Below are 14,535 nucleotides of genomic sequence, written 5' to 3' on the forward strand. Positions count from 1 at the left end.
ACCGTTCCTTCGCTGACGTCCTGCACGGTCCCGGCTCCCGACGCGCACGAGGCGTCCGGCACCAGGGTGCCGGACGCCTCGACGAGAGCATGGCGCGGACGACGTCCGCGCGGGGGGTCACTCGCCCGCGGTCGCCTCGGCGGCGGCCTCGGAGCCGGCGGCCTGCTCGGCAGCCTCGGCCTCGGCGGCCTCGATGTCCGCCGAGTTGTCCTGCGGCACGGAGATCGTCACGACGACGAGCTCGGCGTCCGTCGTGAGCGTCGCGCCGGAGGGGAGCTTCACCTCGCCCGCCGTGACGGTCGTGCCGGCCTCGAGGCCCTCGATGGAGACCTCGACGGACTCGGGCAGGTGCGTCGCCTCGGCCTCGATGGCGAGGGTCTGCAGGTCGACGAGGTGGATGGTGCCGGGGGCGGACTCGCCGGTGACGGCGACCGGGACCTCGACGGCGACCTTCTCGCCCTTCTTCACGATGAGCAGGTCGACGTGCTCGATGACGTTGCGGACCGGGTCGCGCTGGACGTCCTTGGCGATGGCGAGCTGGCCCTTGCCCTCGAGCTCGATGGAGAAGAGCGCGTTCGAGTGCTTGAGCGCCATCATCGTCTGGTGGCCCGGCAGGGTGACGTGCACCGGAGCGCTGCCGTGGCCGTAGAGGACGGCGGGGATCTTGTCGGCGCGGCGGATGCGGCGCGCGGCGCCCTTGCCGAACTCGGTGCGGGCCTCGGCGGCGAGCTTGATCTCGGACACGTGGATCACTCCTGGAAGATGCGTTGCGGGCCGGCCGCCAGTGGGGGACGGTCGGCTGTCCGGACGGTGAGAGGGCCTCCCGGACGGGCGGTTGCGTCGGCGCGGGACGTGTGACGGGCGCGCAGGAGGACGACCGCCCAGTCGATAACGGAGATCCAACAGGTCTGGCTGACACGTGCGGTCCCGCGCCGCCGGTGTGCTCACCGGTCCAGCGCTGCCGGCCGTCAGACGTCCCTCGCCGAGGCAACCTGATAACTGTACCCGGGCGCGGCGCGAGTCGGAAACCCGCTCCCCGCCGCCGGACCCGGAACCGCGGCCGCGAGGCGTGCGGCCGTCGTCGGGACGGACGTCAGGGCGTCGCGTCGGCGCGGGCCGTCTCGGGACGGGGCGCGGGCCGGCCGGCGAGGCGGCGCGCGAGGCCCCGGGGCAGCTCGTACAGCCAGTAGACCGGGGTCCGGGAGACGACGGCGTACACGCCGACCGAGGCCAGGGTCGCGACGAGCGCCAGCACGGGCGGCGCGAGCGCGGCCACCGGGGCGGGCACGGCGTCGAGCGCGTCGCCGCCGACGAGCAGGATCGCGTGGATGACGAGCATGTGCGTGAGGTAGACGGGCAGCGTCCGCGTCCCGAGCGCGCGCAGCGGCCGCAGCCCGCTCGTCGCGACGCCGAGCACGATGCCCGCGGCCACCCCGAGCACGCACACGACCCACAGCAGGACGCCCGACGCCACGTGCGCCGCGAGCACGCAGCCCGCGACCCAGAGCGCGACGACCCCCGCGCCGGTCCACAGCGTCAGGCGCTCGGTCAGCCCCAGGACGCGGTCGCGCAGGAGGAGGCCGCCCAGGAAGAAGACGAAGTACTTCGGCGCGCTGTCCCAGGCGTTGTTCGGCAGCTCGAGCGCGAACGCGAACGCCGCGAGCGACACGGCCGCCGCGCCGACGAGCTGCACGCGCGGGGACAGCCCCGAGAGCAGCTTCGCGACGACGAAGAACACCGCGAGCGCCCAGAGGAACCACCGGATCCCCGACGGCCACACCCACGCCGAGAGCGCGGCCGCGCCGACCTGCAGGGCGGGGCCGCCGTCGTCCGCCAGGCCGGGCGGGAGCTCCAGCCCGACGAGCGCCTCGTGCACCGGGTCGGGGTCGCCCGCGACGACGGCCCCGAGGAGGTAGCCGAGCGCCCGGACGAACGGCCACAGGAGCAGGAGCCAGGCGAAGAGCGCGACCTTCGAGGCGAGCAGCGCGCGCCAGGGCCCGCGGACCCACTTTCCGGCGAACAGGCCCGCGACGGCGAAGAAGAGCGGCATGCGCATCGTGCCGAGCGCCGCGTTCACCCGGTCCCACCCGGCCAGGACCGTGCCCCAGGCGCCGGAGAGGTCGAGGTCGCCGAGCGCGCGCGTCGCGTGCAGCACGACGACGAGCAGGATCGCGAGGCCGCGCGCGGCGTCGGGCCAGCGCAGGCGCACTCGCTCGGCGGTCTGCTGCCGGGGCACGTCGTCACCTCCGGACGCTGCGGGCGGGACCGCGCGGGCGCTGCCACGACCGGACCGGGAGACCCCCGGCCGTCGGGACCGACGCGGACCGTGCGAACCTACCCTCGCGACGGCGACGGCCACGAGGGCCTCGCCGTCATTTCACCCGGGCGAGATCGTGCGCTCAGCCCGTCGCGGTGGTCGTCGCGACGGTCGTGGCCACGGTCGCGCCGACGAGGATGACCGCGGTGACCTCCTCGACGTACGCGCGCACGGCCTCGCTCGCCCAGCTCTCGCGCGCGATCTCGCGCGCCCGGGCGTCGACGTCGCGACGGCCCGCGGCGGTGCGTCCGGGCCCGCCGTCGGCGTCGCTGCCGCCGCTCGCGAGCACCCGGCCCGCCTGGCCCGTCGCGGCGAGCAGCGCGACGATCGCCGCCGCGCGCGCGTCCGGCACCTGCCCCTCGACGAGGACGCGTTGCAGGTCGGCCCGCACCGCGTCCTCGTGGCGGGAGTCCGCCGCGGGGAAGCGCGTCGTCGGGAAGATGCCGAGCACGCGGCCCTCCTCGCGCCGCAGGACGCCGCGCTCCGCGAGCGCCGCGACCGCGCGGGCGGCGGGCCGGAGCCTGGCGATCGGCGCGACGAGCGCCTTCGGCGTGGAGCCCTCGCGCGCCCGCACGACGTCGAGCGCCTCGTCGAGCAGCGCGTTGCCCGTCGGGGAGGCGTCCCGCACGACGATGCGGCCCACCCGGCCGCCGTCGCCGTCGCCCGCGAGGTCGGCCCGGCCGAGGAGCGCGAGCTCGACGAGCAGCGCGCCCGCGGCGACCTGCTCGCGGTACGAGGCGTCGACGACGGCCTTCCCGGTCACGTCGTCGAGCGTGAGCAGCAGGTAGTCCTCGAGGATGAGCATGCGTCCACGCTAGGACCGGGCGACGGGGTCGGGCACCTGCCGTTTGTCACCGGTGCCCGGTGCAGGTCTCACGCCGTCGGCGACGCCGGGCCCCGGTCCGCCGGGTCGGCGAGCTCCCACCGGACGGTGACGGTCGCGCGGACCTCCTGGCTGCCCGGCTCCACGACGAGCACGTCGCTCGTCGCCTTCGCCGCGAGGGCGCGCGCCACCGGGCCGGGCGCGCCGTCGTCCTCCCGGATCTCGACGACCGGGCCGAGCGAGCGTCCCGCGAGGCGGGCGTACTGCTTGGCGCGGGCGCGGGCGTCGGCGAACGCGGCCTCGCGCGCCGCGGCCGCGAGCGGGGCGGGGTCCCCCACGGCGAGGCTGGTCGAGTCGAGCCGGCCCGTCGGGCCGGCGGCGTCGAGCGCCGCGCGCACGACCTCGCCGCTCGCCCCCACGTCGCGCAGCGTGGCGCGCAGCGTGAGGCGGGCGGTCGTGCGCGGGCCGTCCTCGCGCTGCTCGGTCCACGTGGACGTCTGCGACGTGCGCAGGTCGGACGGCGCCACGCCGTGCGCGACGAGCGCGTCCCGCGCCGCGGCGAGCCCGGCGTTGGCGCGGTCGAGCGCGTCCTGGACGCCGGGCGCGCTCGCCTCGGCGCCGAGCTCGACGACGGCGACGTCCGGCGTGGCCGTCACCGCTCCCTGACCGGTGGTCGTCACCCCAGAGCCGTTCATGGCCGTCATGCTCGCACGGACCGCCCGGGGTCGCCCCCGTTTCACCCGGGTGAGCGCGGCACGGACGGCCCGCGGCCTGCCACTCTCGTGTCAAGAGGGGCACGACGTCGTGCCCGTCCCCGCACCCGGGAGGTCCGCGTGAGACGTCTCCTCGCGCTCGCCGCGCTGCTCGTCGCGCTCGCCCCCGCCCCGGGGGCGGTCGCCGCGGACGCCGCGGGCACCGACCCGGCCGCCACGACCCCGCGCGCGTGCGCCGACGCGCTCGCGCTGCTCGACGACTCCCGCCCCCGGGACGCTGTCGCGCTGATCGACGCCCACCGCGCGACGGCCACGTCCCCCGCGGACCCGGCGGCGCGGGCCACGGCGTGCGCCGACGTGCGGGACGCGGCGGTCGCCGCGCGGGACACCGCCGCGACGCTCGCCGCCGAGGCGGAGGCCCTCGAGCCCGGCGGGGCGCGGCCGACGTCCGGGGAGGCCGAGTCCTGGGCCGCCGCGCAGGCCCGCGCGGAGCAGGCGCTCGCGCTCGACGCGCAGGACGCGCGGGCCGCCGCCGTGGTCCGCGCGGCGCAGGACGAGGAGACGACGGTCCCGGACCGCGCGGCGTCCGCCTGGGACGGGTTCGTCGAGGCGGTGTCGCCCCTGGGCCCGCCCCTGCTCGCGCTCCTCGTCGGCGTCCTCGTGCTCGCCGTCGTCGCGCGGCTCGTCGTCCCCGTGACGCTGCGCTGGCCCGTCCTGACCGCGGGCGAGCGCGTGCGCGCGGGCGCCGCCGGGTGGGGGGCCCTCGTCGCCGGCGCGGCGCTCCTCGTGTGGGGTCCCGCCGCGGGCGCGAGCACGTGGACGGGCTCCGGCGTCGCGGGCGCGACCCTCGCGGTGGTGGTCCTCGTGCTCGGGTTCGTCGCCGGTGTCGTGGCGGTGGCGCTCGCCCTCGGGCGGCTCGTCGCGCCGGGTGCCGGCCACGACCGCACCCGCTGGTGGGCGTGGGCGACCGCCGTGGCCGGCGTCGCCGCGGTCGCGGCCGTCGTGCTGTCGGCCCGCGCCCTCGGGGGCCCGGGCACCGTCGCGGCGGGGTCCGTCGCGGCGGGGTCCCTGGTGGCGGGGGCCGTCCTGGCGGCGCTCGGCGTGCTCCTCGTCGCCACGGTCCTCGCGACCCGGCTGCGGCTGACGATCGAGGTGACGTCGGGCCGCTCGGGCGACCGGACGACGTCGCACGAGGGGACGGGCGGGGCGCGCCTCGTCGCGCTCCTGGCAGAGCTGGGCGCCGAGCCGCCGCGCGGCCTGGAGGTGCCCCGCGGCACGGACATCAGCGCCCTCAGCGGGTCCGCGCTGTCCGAGCTGCCCCAGGGCGCGTTCGTCAAGGCGGTCGTCAGCCTGGCCCAGGGCGTCGTCGGGTCGGTCCCCTGGCGGGTCACGGTCGAGGAGCGGGACGCCGACCACCTGGCCGTCGTCGTCACCAGGAACGGACGGGCCGCGGGCTCCGCCGCGCTCGACCGGGCGGGGCTCCTGCGGTTCGACCCCGAGGACCCGACGTCGGCCGCCGCCGCGGCGCAGGTCGACCTCTACCGTGCCGCCGCGGCCGTCGTGCTGCTGACGCTGGCACGCCACCACGCGGGCTTCGAGGGTCTGTGCGGGGCGACGTCGTGGCGCAGCCTCGCCCTCCAGTACGTCGCCCAGAGCGACCTCACCGACGCGCCGGACCGGGAGCGGGAGCTCCTCGCGCGCGCCGTCGACGTCGACCCGCGCAACGACCTGGCCCAGGTCGCCCTCGCCCATGCCGAGGGCCGGCACCAAACCCTGCGCGAGGACCTCGACGCGTACGGCGACTGGCTCGACCGGTTCGTCACGCGGAGCGAGGGCCGCAGCGGGTACCGCTCGCTGCGGCTGCGGGCCCAGTACTCGCGCGCCGCGACGACGGTGAACGCGTGCTTCGCCCCGGGCCGCGACGGGGACGACCCGGCGGGCGGGCTCGACGCGACCGCCGTCGACGCGGTCCGCGCGCTGCTGGAGGCGCTCGCGGTGGAGCGTGCCGCGGGGCGGGAGGACGCGCTCGTCGTCCGGCTCCAGGACGCCGTCGAGAGCCTCTACCGCCAGGCGGAGGCCGCGGCCCGGGCGCTGGAGCCCGTGGCAGCGCAGGGGGCGCCGGCGGCACCGCGGACGGACCCGAGCGGGCGGACCGAGCCGAGCGAGACGGCCGAGACGCCCCGGGAGCGCCTGCGGCGCGCCTACCGGGCCGCCCTGGCCCGCGACCCCGAGGGCGCGGACCCGCCGTCCCCCACGACCCCGACCGGCGAGTACAACCTGGCGTGCACGTACGCCGTCCGCACGAAGCCGCTCGATGCCGCGGACGCGCTCCGCACGACCGACCAACTGCGGCGCGCGGTCGTGCTCGCCGACCTGCGCACGTGGCTCCACGACGACCCGATGCTGGCCGCGTACCGCGAGCGGCCGGAGTACGCCGCGGAGTTCGGCCAGGACCCTCTCGACCTGCTCTCCGTCGCGCCGTTCGCCCGGTACGCGCCGGCCCTGCGCGCGTGGGGCCTGACGACGGAGCAGCGGATCGTGGCGGTCCCCCCGCCCGACCTCGCGGCGCTCCTCGGGACGACGCCCGAGGAGGCCGCGAGGGTGCGCGCCGCCGCGCACCTCGCGGCGGACCTCCCGGCGCTCCCGGGCCGCTGCGACGTGCTCGACGTGCTGCTCGCGCACGACGTGGGCGCCCTGCCCCAGGAGGGGCTTCCCGACGACGTCGCCCGCGCCGTGCGGTCGCGCGTCGTGCGCCTGCGGCTCACCCCGTCGGAGCGCGACCGGCTGCGCACCGCGCTGGCCGGGTGGCTGGGCTGAGCCTCAGCTGTTGCCGTCGAACAGCGAGGTGACCGAGCCGTCGTCGAACACCTCGCGGATCGCGCGCGCGATGAGCGGCGCGATGGAGAGCACCGTGAGCTGCGGGAACTGCTTCTCGGCCGCGATGGGCAGCGTGTCCGTGATGACGACCTCGCTCGCCCCGCACTCGGACAGGCGCTGGGCCGCCGGGTCGGACAGCACGCCGTGCGTCGCGGCCACGATGACCGACCGCGCGCCCGCGGCGAGGATGACGCGCACGGCCTCGGCGATCGTGCCGCCGGTGTCGATGAGGTCGTCGACGAGCACGCAGTCGCGGCCCTCGACGTCACCGACGACGCGGTTCGCGACGGCCTGGTTCGGGCGCGTGACGTCGCGCGTCTTGTGGACGAACGCGAGCGGCCCGCCCCCGAGCTTCGCGGCCCACTGCTCGGCGACGCGGATGCGGCCCGCGTCGGGCGAGACGACCGTGACGTTCGACGTGTCGACGCGCGAGCGCACGTAGTCGGTGAGGATCGGCATCGCCCACAGGTGGTCGACCGGCCCGTCGAAGAAGCCCTGCGTCTGCGCGGCGTGCAGGTCGACGCTCATGAGACGGTCGGCGCCCGCGGCGGTGAACAGGTCGGACATGAGGCGCGCCGAGATCGGCTCGCGACCGCGGTGCTTCTTGTCCTGGCGGGCGTACCCGTAGAACGGCTGCACGACCGTGATCGTGCGGGCCGAGGCGCGCTTCGCGGCGTCGACCATGAGCAGCTGCTCCATGATCCACTGGTTGATCGGCGCGGTGTGGCTCTGGAGGATGAAGACGTCCGAGCCGCGCACCGACTCGCCGAACCGGACGTAGATCTCGCCGTTCGCGAAGTCGTACGCGGTCGTGGGCAGCAGGTCGATGCCCAGCTCCCGCGCGACGTCGTTAGCCAGCTCGGGGTGCGCGCGCCCCGAGGCGAGGACGAGGGACTTCTCCCCGTTGCCGGCGATCGTGCTGCTCATACCAGTGGGTTCCTTCGGTGGGGTTTCCGGGTGCGGGGTAGGTCTGAGGTCGGCTGGCCGGTCGCGGTCAGTCTGTCGTGGTGGCGGGACGACCGCCACGCAGCGCCTCGAGGGTGTGCTCGAGCTCGGGCGCGGGCGGCGGCGGGGTGGGGCGGTCGGCCGTCGCGGCGGCGCTCTGGTCCGCGAGCTGGGCCTGCGCCTGCGCCCCGAGCGGGGGCGCCTCCGGGTCCGCGGCGCGCGCGGCGGCCGCGGCCTCGGCGGCGGGCGTGCCGGCGCGACGGCGCTCGACCCAGCCCTCGATGTTGCGCTGCTGGCCACCGCTCACGCCGAGCGCGCCCGCGGGCACGTCGCGGCGGATGACGGACCCGGCGGCCGTGTACGCGCCGTCGCCGACGCTCACGGGCGCGACGAACATGTTGTCCGCGCCGGTGCGGGCGTGCGAGCCGATGACGGTGCGGTGCTTGTGCACGCCGTCGTAGTTGACCGTGACCGACGCGGCACCGATGTTCGTGTGGTCGCCGATCGTCGCGTCGCCGACGTAGGACAGGTGCGGGATCTTCGACCCCTCGCCGATCTCCGCGTTCTTCGTCTCGACGAACGTGCCGATCTTGCCCTGCGCACCGAGCACGGTGCCGGGCCGCAGGTACGCGAACGGGCCGACGGACGTCCCCGCGCCCAAGACCGCGAGCGAGCCGTGCGTCCGGGTCACGGTCGCGCCGGCGCCGACCTCGGTGTCGGTGAGCGTGGTGTCCGGGCCGACCGTCGCGCCCTCGGCGACGACCGTCGCGCCGTGGAGCTGCGTCCCGGGGAGGAGCGTCACGTCGCGCGCGAGCTCGACGTCGACGTCGACCCACGTCGTGGCCGGGTCGACGACCGTCACGCCCGCGCGCATCCAGTCCTCGAGGATCCGGCGGTTGAGCTCGGCGCGCAGCGTCGCGAGCTGCACGCGGTCGTTGACGCCCTCGACGACCGTCGGGTCGTCCGAGACGAGCGCCCGCACGACGCCGCCCTCGGCGCGCGCCGCGGCGACGACGTCCGTCAGGTAGACCTCGCCCTGCGCGTTGTCGCGGCCGAGCGTGCCGAGCCCGCGCCGCAGGACGGCGGCGTCGAAGACGTAGATCGACGCGTTGATCTCGCGGATCGCGAGCTCGTCGGCCGACGCGTCCTTGTGCTCGACGATGCGCAGGACGTCGCCGGTCGTCTCGTCGCGGACGACGCGGCCGTAGCCCGTCGCGTCGTCGAGCTGCGTCGTCAGCATCGTCACGGCGTTGCCGTCGGCGACGTGCGCCGCGAGGAGCTGGGCGAGGGTGCCGCCGTCGAGCAGCGGGGTGTCGCCCGCGGTGACGACCACGGGGCCCTCGAGGCCGTCGCCGACGCCGCGCCCCTCCTCGCCGTCGGGCAGGCCGTGGACGAGCGCCTGCGCGTGCGCCTTCGCGTCGAGCGCGGCGAGCGCGCACTGCACGGCGCGGCCCGTCCCCGGGATCTCGTCCTGGTCCACAACGACCGCGTCCGGGTCGACCGACACGGCGTGCTCGGCGACGCGGTCGCGCTCGTGTCGCACGACCACGGCGAGCAGCGCCGGGTCGAGCGAGCGCGCGGCGACGAGCACGTGCCCGAGCAGGCTGCGGCCCGCGAGCGTGTGCAGCATCTTGGGGGTGGACGACTTCATCCGCGTGCCCTCGCCTGCGGCGAGGACGATCACGGCAGCGGGGGCGACGGTGGTGTCGGTGCCCTGCTGAGCTTCCATGGGTGTTCCCCTCGGGATCGGTGGCACGAGCTCCGCCCCCAGGACTCGAACCTGGACCAAGGGCACCAAAAACCCTTGTGCTGCCGATTACACCAAGGCGGACCGGACCCGGCGACGCCGTGCTCGTCACGTGCTCGCCACGTGCTCGTCGCCTGCCCGTCGCCGCGCCCCCGGTTCGACCCGGGCCGCGGCGGGCGGGCCGGGTCCGGGAACAGTCTGCCAGGTCGGTCCCCGTGCCCGACGCCGCGCGTGCCCGTCTCGCCCCATCCGCGCCGGACGCGGGGCGTGGCCCGCACCACACCCGTGCGCGCGCCCGCCCGACGACGCCCGCGCCGACGGGCGCGGACCCTCCGGCTGCGGCGACCGCCCGCACGGCATGATGGACCCGTGGCCGACTCCAGACGCACCCCCCGATCCCGCATGACCGCGAGCCAGCGGCGCGAGCAGCTGCTCGCCGTCAGCCGCAAGCTGTTCGCCGAGAAGGGGTTCGAGGGGACGAGCGTCGAGGAGATCGCCGCGCGCGCCGAGGTGTCCAAGCCCGTCGTGTACGAGCACTTCGGCGGCAAGGAGGGCATCTACGCGGTCGTCGTGGACCGCGAGGTGCAGGCGCTCACCGCGGCGCTGTCGGGCGCGCTCGACGAGGGCGGCCACCCGAAGGTGCTGCTGGAGCGCACCGCGCTCGCGCTCCTGTCCTACATCGAGGCGTCCGAGGACGGCTTCCGGATCCTCGTGCGCGACTCCCCCGTCGCGCAGGCCACGGGCACCTTCTCGAGCCTCATCGGCGACGTCGCGACGCAGGTCGAGCACCTCCTCGCGCACCAGTTCCGCACGCGCGGCCTCGACCCGAAGGTCGCGCCCATCTACGCGCAGATGCTCGTCGGCATGGTCGCCCTCACCGGTCAGTACTGGCTCGACGCGCGCTCCCCCAAGAAGACGGAGGTCGCGGCGCACCTCGTCAACCTCGCCTGGAACGGCCTCGCGGAGATGGAAAAGCGGCCGCACCTCATCACCACGAGGTCCTGACGCAGATCCGCCCTCCGAACCCGCGTCATGACAGCGGGGTCAGCCCGTCTCTCTGGCGGCAGAGCAGAACGACGAAGCGGGGCAGCGGATGCACGGGCACGACCGGTCGGCCGACCAGGGGTACGGCGACCCACGGGACGAGATCCGTCCCACGGTCTGGGGGTACGTGACCTGGACGACCGCACGGTGTCTGCAGGGCGACGTCCCGGGCTCGCCCGCGCGCGTCGTCCAGCGCACCGACGTGCTCGTCCCGGGCCTCACCCCCCACGAGCTGGACCGGGTGCGCCGGCACGCGGAGTGGCGCGCGTCGGTCGACGTGGTGCGGATCGGCCTCGTCGCGGGCGTGACCACCGCGCTCGCCGCCCTGGTCGCCGGGCGGAACCTGGCGGCGCCCGAGACGCTGCTCCTCGCCGCCGTCCTCGGGCTCGTGGCGGCGCTCCTCACCGTCGTGCTCCTGCACCTGACGGGCCCGCGCCTCACGCGGGTCGAGCGTCGCGCGCTGCGCCGGGCCGTGGAGATCCGGCGCGTGCGGGTCGCGCCCCCGACGTCGGCCGTGATGCGCGTGCTCGTCGCGATGAGCGCCGTCGAGTCGGTGTCCGGGCGGCTCGACGAGCAGGACGCCGCGCTCGCCCGCGAGCTGCTCTGGGTCTCGCTCGACGCCGTCCGGCGCGACGACGCCGCAGCCGTCGACGAGGCGACCGGGACGATGCTGCGCCTCGCCGTGCGGGCCGCCCGGACGCTGCCCACGGTGCGCGACGAGCACCTCGGCTGACCGGCGGGCCCGACCTCGGCAGGGGCGCACCCCCTGCCTCCGCACGGTCAGGACGTGACATCTGTCCCGTGCCGCACGCGTTCGCGCGTGGTTGTGTGGAGCGCATGGCGACACTCGAGATCGACTCGCTGACCAAGTCCTACGGCGACGTGCGCGCCCTGCGCGGCACGTCGTTCGACGTCCGCGCCGGGGAGATCTTCGGCTTCGTCGGCTCCAACGGCGCCGGGAAGACGACGACGATGCGCATCGTCCTCGGCGTCCTCGCCGCCGACGGCGGCGAGGTCCGGTGGGAGGGCCGGCCCCTCGACCTGGCCGCCCGCCGCCGCATCGGCTACATGCCCGAGGAGCGTGGCCTCTACCCGCGCATGAAGGTCGGCGAGCAGCTCGTCTACCTCGCCCGGCTGCACGGGCTGTCCGCCGCGGCGGCGAAGGACGCGATGGAGCGCTGGACCACGACGCTCGGCGTCGAGGCGCGCCGCGGCGACGAGGTGCAGAAGCTCTCGCTCGGCAACCAGCAGCGCGTCCAGCTCGCCGCCGCGCTCACCCACGACCCCGAGCTGCTCGTGCTCGACGAGCCGTTCAGCGGGCTCGACCCCGTCGCCGTCGACGTCATGAGCGGGGTCCTGCGCGACCGCGCCCAGGCGGGCGTGCCCGTCGTGTTCTCCTCGCACCAGCTCGACCTCGTGGAACGGCTGTGCGACCGCGTCGGCATCATCAAGGACGGCGCGATGGTCGAGGTCGGCACGATCGACGAGCTCCGTCGTACCGAGCAGGAGCGCTGGGTCGTGGACGGCCCGCCCGGCGCCACGTGGATCGGCGCCGTGCCCGACGCGCGGGCCGTCAGCCTGGAGGGGTCGCGCACCGTCGTGGAGCTCGCGCCCGGACCGACCGGCGACGGGACCCGGGGCGTCCCCGGCGGGCGCGAGCAGGCCGTGCTGCGCGCGGCGCTCGCCGCCGGGCCCGTGCACGAGTTCGCGCTCGTCCGGCCGTCGCTCACCGAGCTGTACCGCGACGTCGTGAGCGCCGAGGAGAAGCCGGCCGCGACGGCCGCCGAGACCGTGGAGGTGGGGGCATGAGCACGGGGACCTCGTTGACGTCCTGGGGCGCGATCCGCCTCGTCGCGGGCCGCGAGATCATGACGCGGCTGCGCTCCAAGTCCTTCGTGTGGCTGACCGTGATCCTCGTGGGCGCCGTCGTGCTCGGCGGGGTCGTGCTCAACCTCGCAAACGGGTCGGGCCCGAGCGCCGAGCGCGTGGGGGTCACGCCGCAGACCGCCGCGCTCGCCGAGGCGATCGAGACCACGGGGAGCACGCTCGGGACCGACGTCGAGACCGTCGACGTCGCGGACGACGCCGCGGGCGAGGCCCAGGTGCGCGACGGCGACCTCGACGCCCTCGTCACGGGGAGCGTCGGCTCCCCCACGGTCGTCGTCGACACCGAGCTGTCGTCGGGCCTCACCGCGGTCTTCACGACCCTCGCCCAGCAGACCGCGCTGTCCGACGCCGTCGCGAGCCTCGGGGGCGACCCCGCCCAGGTCGCGGGCGACGTCGCGACCGCCGCGCCGGACGTGCGCACCATCGGCGAGCCCAGCGAGTTCGACCCGGCGCGCTACGTCACCGGCCTGGTCACCGGCATCCTGCTCTTCATGGCCATCATGATCAGCGGCCAGCTCATCGCGCAGGGCGTCGTCGAGGAGAAGACGAGCCGCGTCGTCGAGCTCCTGCTCTCGACCGTGCGACCGTGGCAGCTCATGGCGGGCAAGGTCCTCGGCATCGGCCTCGTCGGGCTCGGGCAGGTCGCGCTCGTCGTGCTCGCGGGCGTCGGGACCGCGCTCGGCCTCGGCCTCGTCGACACCTCGACGATCGACCTCGGGACCGCCGCGGCCTGGGCGCTCGTGTGGTTCGTCGTCGGCTTCGTCAGCTACGCGCTGCTCATGGCCGGCCTCGGCGCGCTGGTGTCGCGCCAGGAGGACGTCGGCGCGGTGACCACGCCCGTCACGTTCCTCATGATCGTGCCGTACATCGTGGGCGTCTCCGTCGCGCCGTGGGCGCCGGACAACCCGCTCGTCGTCTGGCTGTCGTACGTGCCGCTGTGCTCGCCGCTGCTCATGCCGGTCCGCATCGCGCTCGGCAGCGCCGAGACGTGGGAGGCCCTCGTCGCGCTCGGCCTCTCCGTCGCCGTCATCCCCCTCCTCGTGTGGCTCGCGGCGAAGATCTACTCCAACGCCGTCCTGCGCACCGGCGCCCGCGTCAAGCTCACGGACGCCCTGCGCACGTCCTGACGGCGGGGCGCAGCCCCCGCCCCGCCGAGGTAGAGGCGCGGTTCGCCGAGGTAGAGGCGTGGTTCGCCGAGATAGAGGACGGGTCGGGCGAGATCGAGCCCGGGTTCGGCGAGGTAGAGCCCGGGTTCGGCGAGGTAGAGGCCAGGCCCGGTGGTCGACGACGGTGGGTCGCCCCACCCTGTGCTCATGTCGCCCTGGTAGGTGCGCGCCCAGGCACGGCCCGCACGACCACGCCTCTACCTCGGCGGACAGCGGCTCTACCTCGCGGGACCACGGCTCTACCTCGCGGGACCACGCCTCTACCTCGCGAAACCACGGCTCTACCCCGCGGGACCACGGCTCTACCCCGCGGGACCACGGCTCTACCCCGCGGGACCACGGCTCTACCCCGCGGGACCACGGCTCTACCCCGCGGGACCATGGCTCTACCTCGCGGGGCCAGGGCTCTACCTCGCGGTGGCGGGTCTTGCGGCGCGCCGCGACGACCGGCGAGCCGTCAAGAGTCTTGACGTCGAGACACGTCGAGTACCCTCGCGTCATGGACCAGCAGCACGAGGACGAGGTCGACCGCATCGTCGCGGCGTGGCAGCGCGAGCGGCCGGACCTCGACGTCGAGCCGCTCACGGTGTTCTCCCGGGTCGACCGGCTCGCCCGGCACCTGGACCGGGCGCGGCGCACGGCGTTCGCGCGCGGGCACCTGGAGACGTGGGAGTTCGACGTCCTGTCCGCGCTGCGCCGCGCGGGCGAGCCGTACCGCCTCTCCCCCGGGGCGCTCGTCACCCAGACGCTCGTGACGAGCGGGACCATGACGAACCGCATCGACCGGCTCGAGGAGCGCGGGCTCGTCGTGCGCCGCCGCTCGCCCGACGACCGGCGCGGCGTGCTCGTCGAGCTCACGCCCGAGGGCCTGGAGCGCGTGGACACGGCGATGACCGACCTCCTCGCCGTCGAGGCCCGCATCCTCGACGCGCTCGAGCCGGGCGAGCGACCTGCGCTCGCGGCGCTCCTGCGTACAGTCGGAGGACAGTTCGACGACTGACCGACGGCCCGGACGA

Annotated in this window: 12 protein-coding genes and 1 tRNA gene; 6 read left to right on the forward strand and 7 right to left on the reverse strand. The window is 75.9% G+C overall.

Going from position 1 to position 14,535, the window contains the following annotated elements; genetic code table 11:
• Positions 1-117: 117 nt before the first annotated feature.
• The 4 genes from HKK73_RS14595 to HKK73_RS14610 form a co-directional block, all read right to left on the reverse strand.
• Positions 118-744 (reverse strand): 50S ribosomal protein L25/general stress protein Ctc, encoded by a 627-nt coding sequence (locus tag HKK73_RS14595; protein WP_043656011.1) that lies wholly within the window; start codon positions 742-744, stop codon positions 118-120.
• 349 nt (positions 745-1,093) lie between these two features.
• Positions 1,094-2,236: an acyltransferase gene (locus HKK73_RS14600; protein WP_171468277.1), complete on the reverse strand. Its 1,143-nt coding sequence runs from the start codon at positions 2,234-2,236 to the stop codon at positions 1,094-1,096.
• Positions 2,237-2,399: 163 nt separating this feature from the next.
• Complete coding sequence (locus tag HKK73_RS14605; protein WP_034656366.1) at positions 2,400-3,122, reverse strand: GPP34 family phosphoprotein; 723 nt, start codon at positions 3,120-3,122, stop codon at positions 2,400-2,402.
• A 68-nt stretch (positions 3,123-3,190) separates the two neighbouring features.
• Positions 3,191-3,835, reverse strand: coding sequence for an SIMPL domain-containing protein (locus tag HKK73_RS14610; protein ID WP_171468278.1), 645 nt, complete (start codon positions 3,833-3,835; stop codon positions 3,191-3,193).
• A 138-nt stretch (positions 3,836-3,973) separates the two neighbouring features.
• Here HKK73_RS14610 and HKK73_RS14615 point away from each other — a divergent pair, with 138 nt between their 5' ends.
• The gene (locus HKK73_RS14615; protein ID WP_171468279.1) at positions 3,974-6,670 is read left to right on the forward strand and encodes a hypothetical protein; all 2,697 of its coding nucleotides are present in this window, start codon (positions 3,974-3,976) and stop codon (positions 6,668-6,670) included.
• A gap of 3 nt (positions 6,671-6,673) precedes the next feature.
• Here HKK73_RS14615 and HKK73_RS14620 read toward each other — a convergent pair whose 3' ends face one another.
• From HKK73_RS14620 to HKK73_RS14630, 3 genes are all read right to left on the reverse strand, one after another.
• Entirely contained in the window at positions 6,674-7,657 is a 984-nt protein-coding gene (locus HKK73_RS14620; RefSeq protein ID WP_024841193.1) for a ribose-phosphate diphosphokinase, read from the reverse strand.
• Between the two features lie 67 nt (positions 7,658-7,724).
• A complete protein-coding gene (gene glmU, locus HKK73_RS14625) occupies positions 7,725-9,404 on the reverse strand; it encodes a bifunctional UDP-N-acetylglucosamine diphosphorylase/glucosamine-1-phosphate N-acetyltransferase GlmU (protein WP_085387446.1) in 1,680 nt (559 codons plus the stop codon).
• A gap of 30 nt (positions 9,405-9,434) precedes the next feature.
• Positions 9,435-9,506: transfer RNA gene (locus HKK73_RS14630), tRNA-Gln, on the reverse strand.
• A 318-nt stretch (positions 9,507-9,824) separates the two neighbouring features.
• Between HKK73_RS14630 and HKK73_RS14635 the strand changes: the two genes are divergently transcribed.
• From HKK73_RS14635 to HKK73_RS14655, 5 genes are all read left to right on the forward strand, one after another.
• Positions 9,825-10,427 carry a TetR/AcrR family transcriptional regulator gene (locus HKK73_RS14635; RefSeq protein ID WP_144681084.1) on the forward strand — a complete coding sequence of 201 codons (603 nt, stop codon included), beginning with the start codon at positions 9,825-9,827 and terminating at the stop codon, positions 10,425-10,427.
• Between the two features lie 166 nt (positions 10,428-10,593).
• The gene (locus HKK73_RS14640; protein WP_144723075.1) at positions 10,594-11,199 is read left to right on the forward strand and encodes a hypothetical protein; all 606 of its coding nucleotides are present in this window, start codon (positions 10,594-10,596) and stop codon (positions 11,197-11,199) included.
• A 104-nt stretch (positions 11,200-11,303) separates the two neighbouring features.
• Complete coding sequence (locus tag HKK73_RS14645) at positions 11,304-12,275, forward strand: ABC transporter ATP-binding protein (protein WP_137281445.1); 972 nt, start codon at positions 11,304-11,306, stop codon at positions 12,273-12,275.
• On the forward strand, positions 12,272-13,480 hold the full coding sequence (locus tag HKK73_RS14650) for an ABC transporter permease (RefSeq protein ID WP_021482857.1): 1,209 nt from the start codon (positions 12,272-12,274) through the stop codon (positions 13,478-13,480). The genes HKK73_RS14645 and HKK73_RS14650 overlap by 4 nt, the downstream gene beginning before the upstream one ends.
• Positions 13,481-14,018: 538 nt before the next feature.
• Positions 14,019-14,519, forward strand: coding sequence for a MarR family winged helix-turn-helix transcriptional regulator (locus tag HKK73_RS14655; protein ID WP_021482856.1), 501 nt, complete (start codon positions 14,019-14,021; stop codon positions 14,517-14,519).
• Positions 14,520-14,535: the final 16 nt, after the last annotated feature.

The organism is Cellulosimicrobium sp. 72-3 (genome assembly GCF_013127315.1).
Lineage (GTDB): Bacteria > Actinomycetota > Actinomycetes > Actinomycetales > Cellulomonadaceae > Cellulosimicrobium > Cellulosimicrobium funkei.

Excerpts from the sequence above, each read along its gene's own strand:
- HKK73_RS14645 (WP_137281445.1), top strand. The coding sequence starts at position 11,304 with ATGGCGACACTCGAGATCGACTCGCTGACCAAGTCCTACGGCGACGTG.
- HKK73_RS14610 (WP_171468278.1), bottom strand. The coding sequence starts at position 3,835 with ATGAACGGCTCTGGGGTGACGACCACCGGTCAGGGAGCGGTGACGGCC.
- HKK73_RS14655 (WP_021482856.1), top strand. The coding sequence starts at position 14,019 with ATGGACCAGCAGCACGAGGACGAGGTCGACCGCATCGTCGCGGCGTGG.
- glmU (WP_085387446.1), bottom strand. The coding sequence starts at position 9,404 with ATGGAAGCTCAGCAGGGCACCGACACCACCGTCGCCCCCGCTGCCGTG.
- HKK73_RS14605 (WP_034656366.1), bottom strand. The coding sequence starts at position 3,122 with ATGCTCATCCTCGAGGACTACCTGCTGCTCACGCTCGACGACGTGACC.
- HKK73_RS14635 (WP_144681084.1), top strand. The coding sequence starts at position 9,825 with ATGACCGCGAGCCAGCGGCGCGAGCAGCTGCTCGCCGTCAGCCGCAAG.
- HKK73_RS14650 (WP_021482857.1), top strand. The coding sequence starts at position 12,272 with ATGAGCACGGGGACCTCGTTGACGTCCTGGGGCGCGATCCGCCTCGTC.
- HKK73_RS14620 (WP_024841193.1), bottom strand. The coding sequence starts at position 7,657 with ATGAGCAGCACGATCGCCGGCAACGGGGAGAAGTCCCTCGTCCTCGCC.